This window comes from Nonomuraea longispora (assembly GCF_004348345.1).
Lineage (GTDB): Bacteria > Actinomycetota > Actinomycetes > Streptosporangiales > Streptosporangiaceae > Nonomuraea > Nonomuraea longispora.
The window spans coordinates 1-17,997 of sequence record NZ_SMJZ01000185.1 but is presented as its reverse complement, the minus strand read 5'-3'; the positions used below and the strand labels follow the sequence as shown (position 1 = coordinate 17,997).

Genomic DNA, 17,997 nt, shown 5'->3' with positions numbered 1-17,997 from the left:
CGGCCCTCCCGATCACCGCGACATCCTCCTCGAAGGACCCGCAGCACAGCAGGTTCCATGACCCGCCGACGGGCAGCGCGTCCCCAGGCCCGGCCACGGTCACCGGAATGCCCCGCTCGTTCGCCGCCCGCTCGGCGCCCGCCGCGACCTGCCGCCCGAAACTCCCCTTGCCGGGCACGACCCACAACCGGTCGTGCTCGCCCTCCTCGGCCAGCCGCCGCACGAACGGTTCCGCGTACGCGCCGGCCGGCGCCAGTACCGACACGACATGACCGGGATGCGCGCCCTGCACGTCATCACCCGCCCCGCCGTGATTCCACACCAGCAGGTCCAGCTCCGCCGCGACCCGCCCCGCCCGGCGCATGAGGTGCGTGGAGTACGGCCCCAGCAGCAGATCGCACCGGCCAGCCAGCCCGCGCAACACCCGCTCCAGCACGTCGGGATCGCTCCGATCGTCCTCGACGATCAGCTCCACCCCGCCTACGGCCGCCCGCCACACCTCCAGCCCGAGCCCGGCCTGCTCCCCGAACCGGGCGAACCTCCCGGTGAGCGAGAGCGGCACCCCTACGACCTGCGACGTCATCTCCCCATCATGTACGGCAGGCGGTGACTCACTGCGTGACCATACGATGACCGTCAAGCATTGAGCACGGTCGAGGTGGACTCCGACGGTCCAGCGCTGCCAGGAGACCCGGCGGCGGACGTGGTGCCGGCCCAGCCCAGTCAGTCCCTTGCCGCCCCCACGCCCAAGATCACAAAGTCCGGCTGTCGTATCAGAAGTCGAATTCGCCGAGTTTGGCGCCGCCGATGAAGGCGCGGAAGACGTCGCCGCGCAGGACCATGGGTGGAACGTCAGGCTGTTCGGAGTCGCGGATGGCGTATCGGTCGCCGGTGAGTTTGGCCGCGTAGAGACAGTCGCCGCCGCTGGAGCCGGAGAGGGTTGATTTGGTCCACTGAGCGGCTTCAAGCTCGGTGCCGAGTTCGTCACTGATGTTCATACCGTGCCGCCACCTCACGTATCAGTCGCTGACTCATGTGTATGGGATGTGCCCATTTGTGAATAGCGTCGTATCTGACACTAACGCGCCGCACGGCTTCTTCGTGAGCGGTTACGGAGCCGTGCGCGGCGTCTTCGAGTGAGATGTGGTCCGGTATGCCTTCGCTTCGGGCGAGGGAGAAGCCTCCCAGCAAGCCTGCGGTTGAGCCTACGTCCAGTGGCACCACTTGGATCGAGATGTTGGGGCGTTCGGCCATCGCCAGCAGGTGCTCCAACTGCTCCCGCATGACTTCTTTCCCGCCGACGGGCCGGAGGAGAACGCATTCGTCGAGCAACGCCCAATACATGGGCGGATCGTTGCGCTCGAACACGGACTGCCGCCGTAGCCGGGTCTCGACGGCTTCCTCGATCCACTGCTCGGTGGCTCCCGGTTCGGCGGCGAGGATGGCTCGGGCATAGCGCTCAGTCTGGAGAAGGCCGGGAACCACGAGTGGTTGCCACGTGCGGATCGTGTGGGCGCTCTCTTCCACGGCCGGCCACTCGCTGAACCACTTCGGCACGGACATGACGCGGGTGTTGGGCAGGAGCCGGAAGAGGTCGCCGTTCAGGCCGAGGGCGGACTCGACCGCGATGGTGAAGCTCTTGGTCGGCTTTCGCTGGCCGCGTTCGACCAGCCCGATGAGGCTTTCGCTGCACGAGACGATGTTTCCCAGGGCCACTTGGGAGAGGCCGGCGGCAGTGCGTGCATTTTTCAACACAACGCCGTAGGTGGGTGTTTCAGGGGGCGGGGGTTGGAACTGCTCGTCCAAGGTCATGCCGGGGTCCTCTGCGGAGCAAGCGCACAGACAATGGCGGCACAGGTCTGTTCCAGCACGGACAGTCATGTGCTGATTACAAGTTAGCGATGGAGAGTCACTCTGGGAAGGGGTTCAAGAACGCGAGAAAGGTGTTGAGGCTCATGCTCAAAATCCCGGCGGGGTCGAAAAGGTGCGCACCGGAAAGACCGGACGTATCCCTCTGGAGGGAGACGACGTTGCGGCGCGGGGCGCGTACCTCGTGGCAGGCCCGCCAAGCGATCGGGTTGTGGCTTGCCGACGCCCCCGCCGTCATGCGGACCGATGCGCTGCAGATCGTCGCCGAGCTGGTGGCCAACGTCATCCAGCACGTGCCGGACGGGACGGGGCGCGACTGGGTGGGGCTGCGGCTGGGGTTCGGTGCCGGGTTCGTACGTCTGGAGGTGATCGACCCGGGCACCCCGACGTCGGCGCCGGGCTTCATACCCCGCCAACCCGCGCCCATGGAGGAGGCGGGGCGCGGGCTGGGCATCGTGGCGGGGCTCAGCGCCCGATGCGGCACGTACGTCGTCGAACGTGGTCGCCGCGTCGTCTGGGCCGAGCTGGCGACTGCCGTTGCCGTGCCGGAGGCCTGATGGAGAGGGTGTTCCCGGGGTGGACGATCATGGAGGGGGCCGGGGGCGGCTACATCGCCTTCCGCGCTGTCCTCGTGCCCCTGGGTGGTGGGCTTTCCAACGTTCGGTGCGGTGCGACCCTGGCCGAACTGTACGTGCACCTGGAACAGGAAGGTTGCCCACCGGCGATGCGTGCGAGCCGAAGGCAACTCGGCGGCAAGGCCTCGTCGGCTAGGAGCCGTAGATGACCGACAGGAAGCGCACCAGCACCGCCTCCCTGGCCGGAGCCGGCAGCGCGTCCAGGACGGCGTTGACCGTCGCCATCTCCGGCTGCCCCGCCCCCGGCCGCAGGTCCACGTCCACCGAGGCGGCCAGCTCCGCGAACGCGGCGTCGTCCAGCGCGTCCAGGTCCAGCCCCGCCACCAGCTCGACCAGCCCGTCGGGCAGCACGACCGGGCCGCGCAGCCGGGCGGCCCCGGCCGACTCGGCGATGACCTTCAGCATGGCCTCCACCCCTGACATCGTCGCCCCCGTGACCGTGATGTGCAGGTTGGCCGGGATGCCGGCGTAGGAGAGCTGCGGCTGCAGGAACCAGCCCCGCGCCCTGGCCTCGTCCGCCAGCACGAACACGTCGATCCCGTCCCCGGCGAACGCCACCAGCGACGCCTCGGGCTCGCCCAGCACGCGCAGCCCGGGGATGGCGGTGATCCCCTCGCGCAGCCTGGCCGTAGCCTCCAGCGCGGACCGGCCGAGCTCGACGTACCCCTGCCTGCCGAGCGCCTGCAACGTGGCCCATGCGCCACCGAGCGGGCCCGCCGACCTGGAGCTCTGCACGGTCGCGTTGATGATCGTGTAGCCGGGCCAGGCCGCCGAGGCGAAGTACGCCCTGCGCCGCATCGCCGGGTCGGCGAACAGCACCACGGAGGCGCCCTTGGGGGCGTACCCGAACTTGTGCAGGTCGCAGGAGAGGGAGGTGACGCCCGGCACGGACAGGTCGAACGGCGGGACCGCCGCGCCCGCCTCCCGTAACCACGGCAGCAGCCACCCGCCCACGCACGCGTCCACGTGGCACGGAACGCCCGCGCGGGCGGCGACGGCGGCGACCTCCTCGATCGGGTCGATCACCCCTTGGGGGTAGGAGGGCGCGGAGGCGACCACCATGATCGTGTCCGCGTCCATGGCCGCCTCGACGTCGCTCGCCCGCACCTTGTACGTCGCCAGGTCCACGGGCACCGGCACGACCTCGATCCCCAGGTAGTGCGCCGCCTTGTGGAAGGCGGGGTGGGCGGTGACCGGAAGCACGAGGGTGGGTCGGGAGCGTCCTGCGGCGTCGCGGGCGGCCTTGACCGCCAGCATGATCGACTCGGTGCCGCCGCTGGTGAAGATGCCGTGGCCGCCGCCGAGCAGGTCCGCGACCGCGCCGACGACCTGCCGCTCCATCTCGACCACGCTGGGGAACGCGGTCGGGTCGAGGCAGTTGACCTCCAGCATCTCGGCGTACGCCCGCGCCGCCGCCTCGCCGATCCCGGCCCGCCCGGTGTCGTAGACGTACGCGGTCACCTGGCCGCCGCGCACCGGTAAGTCGTTCCCCTTGAGCTTCGCGATCTCGGTCAGCAGGTCCTCGGCCGTCCGTCCGGTCGGGGGGAGGCTCACGCGGGCTCCTTCGGGGCGAAGCTCACCGGGGGTCGCCCGGCAGGCCGAGCATGCGGTGCACGGTCAGGTGCAGGTGGGCGCGGAAACGGCGCAGCGGGGCCCGGTCGCCGGCTCCTCTGCGGCGGCCCTGGTCGTCGAGCACCCCGCCCTTGGCGAATCCGTGCACGGACCAGACGACCGTCCACATCGTGTATTCGAGGTCCACTCTCGCGTCGATCAGCCCCGACTCGGCGATGGGCCGCATGGTGGCGGTGACCGCGGCGAAGAGCGGCTGTACGTAACGGCGCTCCAGCTCGGTGATGTCGCCCGCGTCGGACAGCCAGCGGTGCATCCACAGGGCGGGGATCTCGGGGTTGTCCACGCAGAAGTCGAGGTAGTCGTCGATCAGCCGGTGGATCCCGGCCGTGGGATCGTCGCCGGGCAGCCGGTCGAGTGCCTGCTCCAGGGCCGCCTTCTCCGCCTGGTGCGCGCGCTCCATGACGGCGAGGTAGAGCTCTCGCTTGCCGCCCACATGGTAGTTGACGGTGGCGATGTTGAGCCCGGCCGCGTCGGCGATCTGGCGCGTCGAGGTGCCGTCGTAGCCCAGCGCGGCGAACAGCTGGGTCGCGGCTCTCAGGATCTGCGCGACCTGCGCGGTCTCTCCGGGTGGCATGCTACCGAACGTAATTCGGCTGCCACGCCTCCGTCAATCACTTGATGGAGAATCTACCTTCGGCCGCCGCGGCAGCGACGGTAGACCCCGTTCCGGAAGTTCCGCGTCCGGAACGGGCCGGAGCTTGTGTGGCGTCGATGTCTTCGATCAGCGCCACCGGCACCCTGCCTGCCACCATGCGGTGTGCCCGCGATGACGGCGAGTTCGTCGTCGTTCAGGCAGCTGCCGGTGATCAGGCTCGGATCAGGAGACCTTGCCGACCAGGGCGAGGGCCTTGGCCATGGCCGGATCGCGGCCGGTCGACAGGTCTGCGGCGGTCCGTGGAACGACGTGGTCGGGTGGCACGCCGATGCCATTGACGATCTCGCGGTTGGGCCCGAGGCCGTAGTGCGTGGGCAGGCGTAGCGTGCTGCCGTCGTCGAGGACGTACGGGTACGCGACCCCCGACACCATCCCCGACGTACGCGTGCCGATCACCGGCCCGAGCTTGTGATGCTTGACCGCGCCGGTGAAGTGGTCGCAGGCGGAGGCGCAGAGGTCGTCGGTGAGCACGGCCAGGGGCAGCTTGATGAGGGGCACGGTGTCGTCGGTGCGATGCGCGGTGCAGGTGCCGCCAGGGTCGCAGTTGTAGCCGGTGATCTTGCCGTGGGCGAAGGCGCCGAGCAGGCGCGCGACCTCCGCCGGAGAGCCACCGGTGTTGCCCCGCAGATCCAGGACGACCCCGCGCAGGTCGGCGAGTTCGCCCAGGTCGGCCACGGCCGCCAGCACCTCGTCGGCGACGCCGGGGGTGAAGGCGCCCATGCGGATGGCGGCGATGTCGCCGCCGAGCAGCGTGGGCGTCACGTTGCGAGCCGTCGGGGTGAACCAGCCGGGCTTCAGGGTGGCGGTCCAGGTACGGCCGGTGGACGGGCGGCGCAGGGACAGGCGTACGGGGTCGTCGGCGGCCGAGTTCGGGTGGAGCATGCCGAGCGCGCCCGTGGACAGGATTCCTCCGGCGAACAGAGGTGCGCCGTTGACCGACTGGATGACGTCGCCGGGCCGCAGACGCAACTCGGCGGCCGGCCCGCCGGTCACGGCGGTGATGTGCAGCGGTGCCCGGGCTCGTTGTGGTGCGTGGGCGGCGTGGTAGGGGGTGTAGGAGGTGGCGATGCCGAGCCCGTACATCTCGCGTGGCTCGCCTGGCGGGGGCGCGATACGGGCCCAGCGCACGTGGTTGTCGCGCAGGTTGCCCACCATCGTGTTGATCGTCGCCGCGGCCACCGCCTGTCGTCGCGCCGCGTCGGCGGGCAGGGCGGCGGTGATGCGCTCGTAGACGGCGGCGAAGGCCGCCCAGTCGGCGGCCCGGTCGCCCTCCAGCGGCGGCATCATGGCGTCGGACCGGTCGAGACCCTGCCGGGCGAGTTCGACGGTCAGCCCGCTGAAGGCGGCGGCGAGAAGGTCGCGGTGGTTCAGCCGGTCGCGGGCGAAGTAGTGATCGAGGATGCAGGTGTATGCCTGCCCGATGGTGCTGACCTGCGTGGCCGCCGCCGGGGTCGGTGCCGGTGTCCGGCCGGACGGGGACTGGCTGGGGGCTTCGGCGCAGGGAAGCGGGGCCTGGCCGGCGCTCGTGGCTTCAGCCGCGCTGACCGGGTCCGCGTTGCCGGCTGCAGGGGCACCGGCCAGCAGCAGCGTGCACACCACCGCGGCACGGGACCAGAACGCGCTTTTGCTCAAACGTGTACGCATGGGTTACTCCCTGCTTTCTCACGTGCCAGGACAGAGCACCGCTTCGGCGGCCTTCTGCAGAGCCGGACGTACCCGGCCCTGGCCCGCGATGCTGGTCGTCGCCGACACCGCGAACTGCAGGCGGCCGTCGGCGGAGGTGAAGGTCATGGCCAGCCCGCCGGGCCCGGAACCCCGGTACAGGCTGATCGAGCCACCGCACACGGGTTGCTCCTCCACCGGGTACCTCATCACCTCCCGGAGCGCGGCAGGCAGTAGCCGCCCCTGGGCGAGCGCGCGGTAGAACGTGGCCAGGTCGCGCGAGGTCGAGATCAGGCCGCTGGCCGCCCACAGGCTGGTGGTGTTCATCCGGTCCACGTCGCGCGGCGTGCCGTCCGGGGGCCCGGGGTAGTAGCCGTGCCCGTGGGGCCCCTTGATGCCCTGCCCTGGTCGGACGGGCAGGTAGGAGCGGCTCATCCTGAGCGGCTTGAGCAGCCGCCGCTGGAACTCCACGGCCAGCGTACGGCCGGTCAGCCTCTCGATGATCGCCCCGAGCAGGATGTAGTTGGTGTTGGAGTAGCTGAACCGCTCACCCGGCTCCTGCTGCCTGGGCCGGCCGCGAGACATCTTCACCAGGTCGAGCGGGGAGTATCGGGTAGTGAGGTCGTCGAAGGGCCTCAGATCCGGGTGCCCGGTGTAGTCGGGGATACCGGAGGTGTGCTGAAGGAGGTGCCGTACGGTGATCTCGCCGGCCCGCTCGACCAGGTCCTGTTCCGCCGTCACCGGCAGGACCGCACCCAGCTTGTCGTCCACGCCGAGCTTGCCCTCCTTGACGAGTTGCAGCAACACGGTGGCGGTGAACTGTTTGGTCAGGGACCAGGCGCGGTAGCGGGCGCCGGCTGGGATCCTGCCGCCCTTGCCGTCGATCAGGCGCGAGCCGGCCGTGCCGCCATCGATGCGTCTGCCGTCGTGGTACGCCTCCCCGATGGCTCCCACCACTCCCGGCGTCTTCGCCAAGGCGTCCATCGCCTGCTGCACGTCGCCGGTCCGCGGCTGGGCGGCGGCGGGCGCCGGAGTGGCCAGGCCCATGGCCAGGATCGAGCATGCCAGCCCGATCGCGGTGCTTCGGTTCACTGCACAGGTCCTTCCTCTGGTGAGGACGTTCGCCGTCCTGTATGGCCGTTCCGCTGTTTCCTCCTCGTTTCCGTCTCCGGTGCCAGCAGGAAACGGCCGGGAAACAAGCCGCCGCGTTCAATGCCTCGGCGAAGCGCGCCTTGCTGAAGAGCCCGAGCGGTCCTTCGGATCAGGGTTCCCAACGAACGGGAGAAACTGGTGGCCACGAACCCGACACACCTCGATACCTGGCAACTGTCGCGACGGTCCGTCCTCGGCTTACTGGGCACCGTTCCGCTGGCCGGCACCCTCACCGCCGCCCCGCGGCTCGTCCAGGCCGCTCCCGACGCCGACCTGGCGCGCAGGATCGAGGAGATCATGGCGCGGCCCGCTTTCGGCGGCGCCCGTTGGGGGGCGCAGTTCTACGCGCCGGACACCGGGGAGTCGATTTACGCGCTCAACACCGGCGAGCCGTTCGTCGCCGGGTCCTCATCGAAGGTCTTCGTCGGTGGCACGGCGTTCCTGACGCTGGGGCACGACCGGCGCATGCCCACCCGCGTCTACCGGACCGGACCCGTGCGCGGCGGTGTGCTGCACGGCGACCTCGTGCTGGTGGCGGGGGGCGACCTGCTGCTGGCCGGACGGCTGCGCCCCGACGGGGGCCTGGCCCTGCCCGACCCGGACCACACCTACCACACCACTCCTGGGGCGGGTCCTGTCAGCGGTGACCCGGTGCGGGAGCTCCGCCGGCTCGCGGCCGAGGTGGCGACACGGATCAAGCGGGTCGAGGGGCGGGTGCTGGTGGACGGCACCCTCTTCCGTGAAGGCACCGAGAACCTGGCCAACGGCGTGACGGCCACCATTTCCCCGGTCATGCTCAACGACAATCTCGTGGACGTCTCCGTCGGACCCGGCAGCCGCCCTGGGATGCCAGCCGCCCTGGACGTCTCCCCGCGCTCTTCCTACGTCCGCATAGTGAACGAGGTGCGCACGATCGCCGCCGCCGAGGCGGCCTCCGCGCGCCCGCTCGCCTTCGCCGACGACGTACGACACCCCGACGGCACTCGTACGGTGCGCCTGACCGGAGACATCCCCGACGACAGCCCCGGCCTGTTCCGTGCGTACTTCGTCCCGGAACCAGCGGCGTTCACCCAGGCGATCTTCGCACGGTTGCTGCGGGACAAGGGCGTGCGCATCGGCGCGCGGCGGGGGGCCACGACCGGGTCCGGTGCCCGGCGCCTGGTCGCCGAGTATCTCTCTCCGGTCCTGTCCGACCAGCTCAAGCCCATGCTCAAGGTCAGCAGCAACCTGCATACGGAGGCGTTCCCGTACCTGATCGGGGCCATCGCCGGGCGGGACCCGGACGATCCGAAGGCGGCGGGGCAGCGGGTACGGCGTGAGCTGTTCGAGAAGGCCGGCTTCGACCCGGAACCCCCAGGGTCGGCGCAGAACCGCTACACGCCGCAGTATTTCGTGGAATTCCTTGCCTACATGGCGCGGCAACCGCACTTCCATCGTTACCGCGCCGCTCTCCCGATCCTCGGCCGGGACGGGACCCTCAAGAACATCCAGCCCGACTCGCCGGCGGCGGGCCATGTCCACGCCAAGACCGGCACGAGCTTGCGGAACGAGGACGGCAAGTGGATGAACCGCCAGGCCCTGGCCGGATACGTCGAGCTCCCCGGGAGCCGGCGGCTGACCTTCGCGGCCTTCGTGGGCATCGAGACCGCGTCGGCCGATGCGGCCAGGGAGATGTCCAAGGTGACCGGGCAGGCGTTGGGGGAGATCGCCGCGGCGGCGTACATCACCCAGAGCGGCTGACCCCGAACTGATGAAACGGCTGCGCGGCCGGCCTCGGAGCCGGTGCGATCAAGGTGATCATCGAGTCCTGTTCATGAGCGAGCCGGTAGCCCAGGCAGCGGCTGAACAGGCCGATCCGCATGCGTCGCGCGCGTCACCTCAGAGCGTCCACCGGCTCCATTCCGGCCGCGCGCAGCGCCGGATACAGCCCTGCCAGCAGCCCCACCACGGCCCCCGCGATCGGCGCGGCAATAGCCAGGCGTACGTCCAGCAGCGGTGTCCACTGCTTGGCGGCCGAGACGGCGACCACGGTCACCACGCCCAGACTCGCGCCGATCACACCCCCGGTCAGCCCGATCAGCGTCGACTCCAGCAGGAACTGGGCGGCGATGTGCCGCCGGGCGGCGCCGAGCGCGCGGCGCAGGCCGATCTCCGGTACGCGCTCCATGACGGTGACCAGGGTGACGTTCGCGATGCCGACGGCCCCCACGACCAGCGAGACCAGGCCGAGGATGAGGAAGAGGGCGTTGACGTCGTCCTGTGCCTGGTCGCGGGCCCTGGTGGGGCCGGGCGGGGCGACCACCTGGAGCATGTCGCCGTTCCCCGGGCTGAGGGCGGCCGGCGCCTGGCCGGCGATCAGCCCGGCGGCGCCCAGAGACGTGTTGACCAGCACCCGGGTGACGTCGCGCAGCCCGAACTGCCGGCCCGCGGTCGGCGGCACGATCACCGCGGTGCTCAGGTCCCGCTCGCGGCGCAGGTCGCCCAGGATGCCGATGACCGTGTACGCGTGCTTGCCGATGAAGATCGCCGGCGACCGGTCGAGCCGGGTGACGCCGAGCGCCCTGGCCGCCTGGTCGCCGATGACCGCCACCCGGTCGCCCCGCCGGATGTGTCCCGTGTCGTAGAAGCGGCCCTGCACCATCCGGCCGCGCGCCGCCTCCGGGAGCCCGGTCGTCGCGGCCAGCACGGTCAAGGACTGCCTGGTGACCCTGGTCGGGTCGACGATGTCGTTGGAGCGTACGGACAGGTTGGAGCTGTCCCTGCTCTCGGCCACGGCGGCGGCCGACTCGACGCCGCGCAAAGGGGTCAGCCGGTCGATCGCGTCCCACTCCACCAGCGGCGTGTGCTCCGACTCGGGCACCTCCACGGTGATGGCCGTGGCCACCAGCGCGTCGAAACGGCCGATGATCTGGTTGCCCGCCGTCGCGGCCACACCCAGCGTGACGACGAGCGTGGTGATGCCGAGCACGGTGCCGAGCGTGGTGAGGGCCGAGCGCATCGGCCGGGCGAGCATGCCGGCCACGGCCTCGCCCATCAGGTCACGTACGTGCATCAGCCCTCCTCCACCAGCACACCGTCGGTGATGCGCACCCGGCGCTCGGCCCGCGCGCCGACCTCCTGCTCGTGCGTGATGACCACGATCGTCAGCCCCTGCCCGCGCAACTCGTCGAACAGGTCGAGCACCGCCTCGGTGTTGCGGCTGTCGAGGTTGCCGGTGGGCTCGTCGCACAGCAGCAGCGACGGCTCGCCCAGGAGGGCCCTGGCGATGGCCGCCCGCTGGCGTTCGCCGCCGGACATCAGGCCGGGCAGGAAACCGGCGCGGTGGGCGACGCCGACCCGCTCCAGCGCGGCCATCGCCCGTGCGCGCCGGCCGCCGCGTCCCTTCTTCGTCGTGCCGGAGCGCGCCGGTACGTTGCGCGCTCCCGTCCGTCCGCGGTAGATCTCGGCGAGCATGACGTTCTCCACGACGCTGCGGTGGGACAGCAGGTGGAACGACTGGAAGACGAAGCCGATCCGGTCGCCGCGCAACCGGGTCCTCGCGCCGTCGCGCAGTGTCGTGGTCTCGGCGCCGTCCAGCCGGTAGCTGCCCGAACTGGGCCGGTCGAGCAGCCCGAGCACGTTGAGCAGGGTGGACTTGCCGGAGCCCGACGGGCCCGCGACGGCCACGTAGTCGCCCCTGTCGACTTTGAGCGTGACGCGGTCGAGAGCGCGGACCGGCGGCCGGGCGGGGAACTCCCTGCACACCTCCGTCAGCTCGATGACGGGTTCAGCCACCGCTGACCACCACCCGGTCGCCCTCCTTGAGCGCGCCGGTGACCTCGACGTTCCCGTCCGCGGTCAGGCCCGTGCGCACTTCGACGTCCTTGGTCCTGTCGGGCTCGTACTCGACGCGGACGCGCGCCTTCCCGTCCGCCGAAGTGATCACCGCGGCCACCGGGACCACCAGCACGGGCTCCTCGGTCGCCCCCACGGTGACCCGCGCCGTCACCGCCGTCCCCGCCTTGAGCCCCTTGCCCTTGGTGGGAGTGAGCAGGATCGGCACGGCGCCCTCCGAGGGCTCCTCGACGCCCGGCACCTTGGCCTGGTCGCCGACCGCGGTGAGCGTGGCCCGGTACGTCCTGCCGGTGTCGATCTCGATGGTCGCCTCCATGCCCGCGCGCAACAGCTCGGACTCCGCCGCCTCGACGCTCCCGGTCACCATGAACGACGAGCTGGTCACGGTGGCGACCTCGTCCTCGACGCGCTGCCCGGCCTTCACCGACACCTTCTGCACCCGGGCGGGCAACGTCGGCAGGAACACCACCTCGCCGGGCGGGACGGAGGTGCCGTACGTGCGGGCGTACTCGTCCAGCATCGACCTGGCGGCGGCCACGTCCTTCTCGGCGCCCGCCACCTTGAGCCTGGTGGGGGTGAGCTGCCGGGCCTGGCGCAGCGCCTGCCGGGCCGTGACCAGCGCCTCCTTGGCGGTGCGCACGGCCTTGCGCAGTTCCTCCAGTCGTTTCGCCCTGGCCTGCCGCGCCTCCTCCAGGACCCGGCCGCGCGCCTCGCGGGCGGCGGCGAGGTCGGCCCTGGCGTTCTCGACCCTCATCCGCAGCAGGCCCGTGTCGGCCGGGGGCTGGGTCGCCGCGACGACCGAGGTCCCCGATGTGGGCGTGGACCCGGACGTGGGCCCGGACGTGGGTGTGGCCGTGGGCCCGGGGTCCGGCCGGGTCCTGGCCTCCTCCAGCGCCTGCTCGGCCGCCGCCAGCTTCTCCTCCGCCGCGCGTACGGCCGTGTCAGCCGCCGCCAGCTTCGTCTCGTCCTCGGGCGTCAGCCGCCGCTCCTCGGCCTTCTGCAGCGCCCGTTTCGCCGACGTCATGTCCGCTTCGGCGTTGTCGAGCTTGACCTTCAGCGGTAGCACGTCGCGTCCCTGGTCGAGTGCCTGCTTCTCGGTCGCGAGGGTTTCCCGAGCCGTCTGTACGGCCTTGCGCAGCGTGTCGTACGCTTGCCGGTCGGCTAATTTCGGCTGCTGGGCCTCGTACCCCTTCCTGGTGTACATCCTGGTGACGGCGGCGATCGTGGCGCGGTCGAACACGCCCGTGAGAGGGCCGCCGAAGCCCAGCCGGCGCAGCGCCCGCTGCAGTTGCCTGACGTCGGCTCCCTTGCTGCCGGGCGCGATCGTGCGGTGCATCGGTACGGAGCCGCGCAGCGCGAACACCGGGCGGCCGTTGACCTCCATCAGCACCGAGCCTTCCTTGATCCGGCCCTTGCGCGGTGCCCGGGTCGCCCGCTGGAGCCCCGACGCGTCGCCGGCGGGGTCACCCGCCGGGCCGCCGACGACGCCGGCGAGGCTGATGGGCCTGGGGGAGCCGTACTCCAGGGTGCCGCTGGTCACGACGGTGCTGACGAGCTTGCGGCGCTCGACGGCGGCGGTGACGAGCGAGGGCCGGGGCGCGGCCCTGCGGGCCGCCTCGTCGGCGGGCGAGCGTAACCGGGTGCTGAGCCCCCAGCCCACGGCGGCGATGACGACGACGCCGGCGATGACGCCGGCCAGGAGTCTGCGTGGCGACTTCACGGTGTCTTCACATGCCGAGCCGGTCGCTGACCTGCTTGTCGATCGCCTGCTCGCGCGGCAGGTAGGCGGGGTAGAAGTCCTTGCCGCACTCCAGGTCGTCGAGCGCCGCCTTGGTCTCCCTGTTCAGGTAGGGCCGCGCCTCCACGGGGGTGAGGGAGGGGGCGTAGGTCATCGACAGCTCGCCCTCCTTCGCCGGAGGCGCGACGTCGGGCACGTCGTCCCGCTGCTCCCGGCCCAGCTTGTCCTCCTGGGCACGGAACATCTCCGGGCCGCGCTTCGCCATGGCCAGCGGCGTGGTGTCGCTGATCGCGTGGCCCTTGCTCTTCAGACAGGTGGCCATGGCGCCGGCGAGCTCGACCAGCGCGGGATCGCTGTTGACGGCCCTCGCGAGCTCGCGCTCGCGGATCTTGTTCTGCTCGGCGTAGTAGTCGGCGCCCGACTTCAGCTTCAGGCCGAGCACCTGACCCGCCGCTGTGACCATGCAGGCGTCCTGCGCCTTCTGGTAGACGCCCAGCTGTGCCTTGGAGAGCGAGGACTGGATCTCCCAGTTGGGATTGACCTCGGGGTTCTCGGGCTCGACCGCCGGGTTGCCCATTTCCTTGGGGTAGACGTACATGGCGAACACCCCGAACCCGTATTTTTCGCGATATTTCCGCAAAGCTTGGTAGTCGCCCGCGGCGCGCTTGCGGCTCTCGTCGGTGTCCGGCTTCTGGCTGCGCGACACGAACGGGACGTACTTGAAGCCCTTCTGCTTCATGCAGTCGGCCTTGGCCGCTTCGAGCCGGTGCTTCTTGTCGCTCGTCGTGCTGGGCGAGGGCGCGGCGGTCTCCGCGGCGCCCCCGCAGCCGCAGAGCACGGCCAGGGCGGCCAGCGGCAGGATCGTGCGCACGTGGTGTCTGTACGGCATGTCGCTGACCGTACTACGTTCAACGGAGTATGGTCAATCCAGACAGTGCCGCCGTTGCCGGAAGGGCGCGCTGGCGGTCCAGAGCGCAAGCACGGCGAGCACGCCCCAGTAGGCCAGGTGCTGCCTGGTCAGCTCGGCGGAATGGGCGGCCAGATCACCCGAGGCCACCACCAGATAGATCCCCGCAGCCAGCGCCCACCGGTAGTCGCGCGCCAGGTAGCCGGCCCCGGCCGCCAGCCCGAACGCCGCCGCCTCCACGGCCATCCGGCTCAGGGAGAGGGCGAACGTGCTGTCCTCCGCCATCCACTGCGGCCCCGACCACGCGGCGGCCACGACGGCCGCGCACCACCACCACGACCGGGCCCGCAGCGGCCGCCCGCGCGCGGCCAGCACCCCCAGGCCGGCCAGCATGACCGCGTATCCGCCCGCCACCACGTACGGGTTGCTGTCGGCGAACAACGCCTGATCCCCGAGCGGCGACGGGTAGACGGGCAGCAGTGTGAGATCGAAGAACTGCCGGCCGCCCGCGATCGCGACCGCCTTCATGCCGACGACCAGCGTGAGCGGGATCGCCGCCCACGCCCACCCACGCAGGACGGCGACCAGGGCGAGCGCCGACGCCGCCGTCCACAGCGGCAGCGTCCCCGCGTACGGCAGCAGCGCCGCCAGGTGCAACGCCGCCAGAGCCGTCACGCCCAGGTGCAGGCCGTCCTTCCAGGGGCTGCCCGTCGCCAGGTGAACGACGCGGCTGCGCACGCCGCCCGCCAGCAGCCCCCACGCCTCCCTCGGCACGGGCACGGTCCTGCCGGGGTCCGCGGACTCCAGCAGCACGTCGAGCAACTCGTCACCATGCGCCGTGCGGTAGGCGCGCGGGTAGGCCCGCAGCAGCGCGCGGTAGCGGCGCTCCAGCGTGCTGCCCTGCGGGACGACGGTCATGTGCTGGACGGCCGCAGCACGAGCGAGGCGGCCTCCTGCATCCGCCTCGCCTCCGCCTCCACGAGCGCCTGGCCCTCGTCGGTGATCCTGAAGTAGCGGCGGTTACGGCCGTTGACCGTCTCCTCGCGGTCAACGGTGATCACTCCGCGCTCGTTGAGCCGCTCCAGGATGCCGTAGAGGGTGCCGACCGACGGTCGCACCCTGCCTGCGGACAGCTCCTTGATCGACTTGCTGATCGCGTGTCCGTGCAGCGGGCCCGCGCGCAGGGCGGTGAGCACGAAATACATCGGCTCGCTGACTTCAGATGTTCCCCTCGGCATGGGGCGACAGTATTCCGTTCAACGGAGCGTGTGCAACGGCACTCGCCCATGTCACGAGCAACGCTCGCCGTTCAGGTGGAAGACCTCGGGAGCCGGATCCGGGCCCGCGCCGCCCGTGCCGGCGAACCCGAACGTCACCGACCTGCCCGGCTTGATCCGGTCGTTCCAGCCCAGCCCCGTGGCCGTCACCACCGAACCCGACTGCGCCAGCTTCACGCCCCAGCCTTCCGCGACCCGCTGCCCGCCGAGCCACGACCAGCGCAGGCTCCAGCCGTCCACACTCTGCCTGCCGGTGTTCTCGATCACCACCTGCGCGATGAACCCGCCTGGCCACGAACCATGTCCCGAGTAGCGCACCCGGCAGCCGGAACGCCCGCCGCCGTCCGCCAGGAACGCCCCCACCCAGGCCAGCGGGGCGTTCCAGTTGATGGTCAGCTCGTTCGTCGCCCACGACTCGATGTCGTCGATGTAGCAGAACTGCGGCTTGCAGCCCCGCAGCAGGCGTTGCGCGACCGGGTCCTGGATGGCGGAGTTGGGGCCGCCGGCCAGCGTGCCGCGCGGCGGGTTCGGCAGGGCGGGGTCGAGCTGGCGGGCGTACCAGCGGCTGTGCTGGTTCTTCGAGGCCACCTCGCCGTAGCCGGTGACGTACGACTGGTTGAGCGCGTTGCGGCCCAGGAGGTAGTCCATGCCCTCGCGCACGGCCGCCCGGTACTTCTCCCGCCCGGTCAGGTCGTACGCCGTGGCCACGACCACCAGGTTGTTCAGCACCAGGTTGTTGGACCCCCAGTCGAAGTCCGGCGGGTTGTACGGCAGCCCGTACGGGTGCGCCTTCTGCACGGCGAGATACTTGTCCGCCCCCTCGATGACCGACCTGCGCACCCGGCCACGGTCGGGGATCGTGTTCGGCACGGTCGCCAGCTCCAGCCGGCCGAGCTGCGCGGTGTTGCCCCAGTCGAACCCGCGATCACGCCAGACGTCGCCGGTGTGGTGCGGAGAACCCAGGACGAACGACTCGAACTCCTTCTCGCCCGTCGTGATGAACAACTCCGCCGCCGCCCAGTAGAACTCGTCGCTCACGTCGGCGTCGTTGTAGGCGCCGCCGCCGACGCCGTCCGCCGGGTCGGCGTACCGCTCAGGATTCGCCCTGGCCGCCGCCCACGCCCTGCGGGCCGCCTCCAGGTTCCTGGCGGCGAACGCGGCGTCGTACGGCGCGAACAACCGCGCCGTCTGCGCCGCCGTCGCGGCCAGGTTGAGGGTCGCGGCGGTCGACGGCGGGTGCAGCTCGCGCGGCTGCGGGTCCTGGTGCGGCAGCAGCGGCAGCCCGGTCCAGTTCTGGTCGTGGATCTTGTGGTGGGCCATCCCCGCGTACGGCTCGCCGTCCGGCACCTGCATGCTCAGCAGGAACTCCTGCTCCCACCGGGCCTCGTCCAGCACGTCGGGAACGCCGTTGCCGCTCTCCGGGACGGCGAGCTGCCCGTCCGTGAACGCCGCCTTGTCCCGTTCGTACGCGGACATGAGCTGGTGCACCGAGATGCCGCCGTTGACGACGTACTTGCCGTGGTCGCCGGCGTCGTACCAGCCGCCCTTGACGTTCAGCGTGTAGTCGCAGACGCCCGGCTGGCACGGGACGTCCACGTCGCCCTGGTTCGGCGCGACGCCGGCGTGGCCGGCCGGTCTGCCGTAGCCGGGCCTGAGCGTGTCGAGGATCTCGATGCCGCTGCGCTGCGTGTAGTAGAACCTGAGCGCGTCGACCGGCAGCTCGTCGTAGAGGCCGGCGGTGATGTCGAACGGCCTGCTCGTCTCGCCGTCGGCCGTCACCGTGTAGCCCTTGCCCGGCTTGCGGTGGGCGCTGAAGTCGAGGGTGTGCACGTTCTCGCCGGAGCTGGCGTCCACGCCCCTCGGCGTGGTCCTGCCCCTGGCGACGGTCTTCTTGCCGGCGTCCTTGAGCTCCCACTCCAGTGCCGTGGTCGCGGTGGTGACCACGGTGGCCTTCTTGGGGCCCGCCGGGAGGTAGCCGACCATGTTCACGCGCACGCGCGGTCCGGTGTCCGGCTCGTACTCCTCCGGCTCGGCCCCGCCCTTCAGCGAGACGTCGTCCATGCAGAACCTCCATGGCTCGGCGCTGCCGCCCAGTTGGAAGACGACCTGGGCGTTGGGCAGCGACACGGGTGCGGTGAACGTGTAGGAGTGGTCGTCGCCCGGGACGCTCAGCTCGGGGGCGGCCGACAGATACTGCGTCCACGGGTCGACCGGGAGCTGGATCAGCGCGCGGCCGACCTTGGCGGGGGTCGCGGAGGCGGCGAACCGGTACGCGTACGTTTCGCCCGCCACCAGCGGGATGCCGTCCTGGCCGATGATGACGTCCCACGGGTTCGCGGTGCCGCCGGGGACGTCGGCGCAGAGCCGGCCCTCGTCCACGGCGAGGGTGAGGTCGGGGGTGCCCCACCAGGGGGCGGTGCCGGCGTCGAAGGTGCCGTTTACGATCTGCTCGGGTCCCTCGTCGGCGTGCGCCGCCACGGCCGGGGACGCGGCCGGGGACGCGGCGGGGGACAGGGCGACCATGGTGAGGAGGGCCAGTAAGGCGGCCCGGCATCGGGTCATGGAGGTCCTTCGTCATGGAGGTGGGAGCGCTCCCAATTGGCGCGCGACCCCGATAGTGCGTCCCAGAGCCGCCC

At 71.1% G+C, this 17,997-nt stretch carries 16 protein-coding genes; 2 read left to right on the top strand and 14 right to left on the bottom strand.

The features are described from left to right. From E1267_RS34430 to E1267_RS34420, 3 genes are all read right to left on the bottom strand, one after another. A partial coding sequence (locus E1267_RS34430) for an ABC transporter substrate-binding protein (RefSeq protein WP_132338915.1) occupies window positions 1–583 on the bottom strand: 583 nt, incomplete at its 3' end. A gap of 190 nt (window positions 584–773) precedes the next feature. Further along, window positions 774–998: a DUF397 domain-containing protein gene (locus E1267_RS34425; protein WP_132338913.1), complete on the bottom strand. Its 225-nt coding sequence runs from the start codon at window positions 996–998 to the stop codon at window positions 774–776. Then, window positions 985–1,812 (bottom strand): helix-turn-helix domain-containing protein, encoded by an 828-nt coding sequence (locus E1267_RS34420; RefSeq protein WP_165959962.1) that lies wholly within the window; start codon window positions 1,810–1,812, stop codon window positions 985–987. Before E1267_RS34420 ends, E1267_RS34425 begins: the two co-directional genes overlap by 14 nt. Window positions 1,813–2,030: 218 nt before the next feature. Between E1267_RS34420 and E1267_RS34415 the strand changes: the two genes are divergently transcribed. Further along, window positions 2,031–2,426, top strand: a complete 396-nt coding sequence (locus E1267_RS34415; protein WP_165959961.1) for an ATP-binding protein — start codon at window positions 2,031–2,033, stop codon at window positions 2,424–2,426. 210 nt (window positions 2,427–2,636) lie between these two features. On the opposite strand, the gene E1267_RS34410 is transcribed toward E1267_RS34415, so the two are convergent. From E1267_RS34410 to E1267_RS34395, 4 genes are all read right to left on the bottom strand, one after another. After that, entirely contained in the window at window positions 2,637–4,058 is a 1,422-nt protein-coding gene (locus tag E1267_RS34410) for a pyridoxal phosphate-dependent decarboxylase family protein (RefSeq protein WP_132338907.1), read from the bottom strand. A 22-nt stretch (window positions 4,059–4,080) separates the two neighbouring features. Further along, complete coding sequence (locus E1267_RS34405) at window positions 4,081–4,710, bottom strand: TetR/AcrR family transcriptional regulator (RefSeq protein ID WP_132338905.1); 630 nt, start codon at window positions 4,708–4,710, stop codon at window positions 4,081–4,083. Between the two features lie 243 nt (window positions 4,711–4,953). After that, on the bottom strand, window positions 4,954–6,435 hold the full coding sequence (locus tag E1267_RS34400) for a S41 family peptidase (RefSeq protein ID WP_132338903.1): 1,482 nt from the start codon (window positions 6,433–6,435) through the stop codon (window positions 4,954–4,956). 18 nt (window positions 6,436–6,453) lie between these two features. Continuing rightward, window positions 6,454–7,545 carry a serine hydrolase domain-containing protein gene (locus E1267_RS34395; protein ID WP_132338901.1) on the bottom strand — a complete coding sequence of 364 codons (1,092 nt, stop codon included), beginning with the start codon at window positions 7,543–7,545 and terminating at the stop codon, window positions 6,454–6,456. Window positions 7,546–7,743: 198 nt separating this feature from the next. On the opposite strand from E1267_RS34395, the gene dacB reads away from it, so the two are divergent. Continuing rightward, window positions 7,744–9,345 (top strand): D-alanyl-D-alanine carboxypeptidase/D-alanyl-D-alanine endopeptidase, encoded by a 1,602-nt coding sequence (gene dacB / locus E1267_RS34390; RefSeq protein WP_132338899.1) that lies wholly within the window; start codon window positions 7,744–7,746, stop codon window positions 9,343–9,345. A 133-nt stretch (window positions 9,346–9,478) separates the two neighbouring features. On the opposite strand, the gene E1267_RS34385 is transcribed toward dacB, so the two are convergent. Genes E1267_RS34385 through E1267_RS34355 form a run of 7 tightly spaced genes read right to left on the bottom strand, consistent with a single transcriptional unit; the run spans window position 9,479 to window position 17,923 of the window. Then, the gene (locus tag E1267_RS34385; protein WP_132338897.1) at window positions 9,479–10,657 is read right to left on the bottom strand and encodes an ABC transporter permease; all 1,179 of its coding nucleotides are present in this window, start codon (window positions 10,655–10,657) and stop codon (window positions 9,479–9,481) included. Continuing rightward, window positions 10,657–11,379, bottom strand: a complete 723-nt coding sequence (locus tag E1267_RS34380) for an ABC transporter ATP-binding protein (protein ID WP_132338895.1) — start codon at window positions 11,377–11,379, stop codon at window positions 10,657–10,659. The genes E1267_RS34385 and E1267_RS34380 overlap by 1 nt, the downstream gene beginning before the upstream one ends. Beyond that, a complete protein-coding gene (locus E1267_RS34375; protein ID WP_132338893.1) occupies window positions 11,372–13,159 on the bottom strand; it encodes a peptidoglycan-binding protein in 1,788 nt (595 codons plus the stop codon). The genes E1267_RS34380 and E1267_RS34375 overlap by 8 nt, the downstream gene beginning before the upstream one ends. A 7-nt stretch (window positions 13,160–13,166) precedes the next feature. Beyond that, complete coding sequence (locus E1267_RS34370; RefSeq protein ID WP_132338891.1) at window positions 13,167–14,066, bottom strand: hypothetical protein; 900 nt, start codon at window positions 14,064–14,066, stop codon at window positions 13,167–13,169. Between the two features lie 33 nt (window positions 14,067–14,099). After that, window positions 14,100–15,002 carry a hypothetical protein gene (locus tag E1267_RS34365; protein WP_132338889.1) on the bottom strand — a complete coding sequence of 301 codons (903 nt, stop codon included), beginning with the start codon at window positions 15,000–15,002 and terminating at the stop codon, window positions 14,100–14,102. Beyond that, a complete protein-coding gene (locus tag E1267_RS34360; protein ID WP_132338887.1) occupies window positions 14,999–15,322 on the bottom strand; it encodes a PadR family transcriptional regulator in 324 nt (107 codons plus the stop codon). Before E1267_RS34360 ends, E1267_RS34365 begins: the two co-directional genes overlap by 4 nt. A gap of 51 nt (window positions 15,323–15,373) precedes the next feature. Then, window positions 15,374–17,923: a glycoside hydrolase family 9 protein gene (locus E1267_RS34355; protein ID WP_132338885.1), complete on the bottom strand. Its 2,550-nt coding sequence runs from the start codon at window positions 17,921–17,923 to the stop codon at window positions 15,374–15,376. Between the last annotated feature and the right edge of the window lie 74 nt (window positions 17,924–17,997).

Excerpts from the sequence above, each read along its gene's own strand:
- E1267_RS34425 (WP_132338913.1), bottom strand. The coding sequence starts at position 998 with ATGAACATCAGTGACGAACTCGGCACCGAGCTTGAAGCCGCTCAGTGG.
- E1267_RS34420 (WP_165959962.1), bottom strand. The coding sequence starts at position 1,812 with ATGACCTTGGACGAGCAGTTCCAACCCCCGCCCCCTGAAACACCCACC.
- E1267_RS34405 (WP_132338905.1), bottom strand. The coding sequence starts at position 4,710 with ATGCCACCCGGAGAGACCGCGCAGGTCGCGCAGATCCTGAGAGCCGCG.
- E1267_RS34400 (WP_132338903.1), bottom strand. The coding sequence starts at position 6,435 with ATGCGTACACGTTTGAGCAAAAGCGCGTTCTGGTCCCGTGCCGCGGTG.
- E1267_RS34385 (WP_132338897.1), bottom strand. The coding sequence starts at position 10,657 with ATGCACGTACGTGACCTGATGGGCGAGGCCGTGGCCGGCATGCTCGCC.
- E1267_RS34370 (WP_132338891.1), bottom strand. The coding sequence starts at position 14,066 with ATGCCGTACAGACACCACGTGCGCACGATCCTGCCGCTGGCCGCCCTG.
- E1267_RS34365 (WP_132338889.1), bottom strand. The coding sequence starts at position 15,002 with ATGACCGTCGTCCCGCAGGGCAGCACGCTGGAGCGCCGCTACCGCGCG.
- E1267_RS34360 (WP_132338887.1), bottom strand. The coding sequence starts at position 15,322 with ATGCCGAGGGGAACATCTGAAGTCAGCGAGCCGATGTATTTCGTGCTC.
- E1267_RS34355 (WP_132338885.1), bottom strand. The coding sequence starts at position 17,923 with ATGACCCGATGCCGGGCCGCCTTACTGGCCCTCCTCACCATGGTCGCC.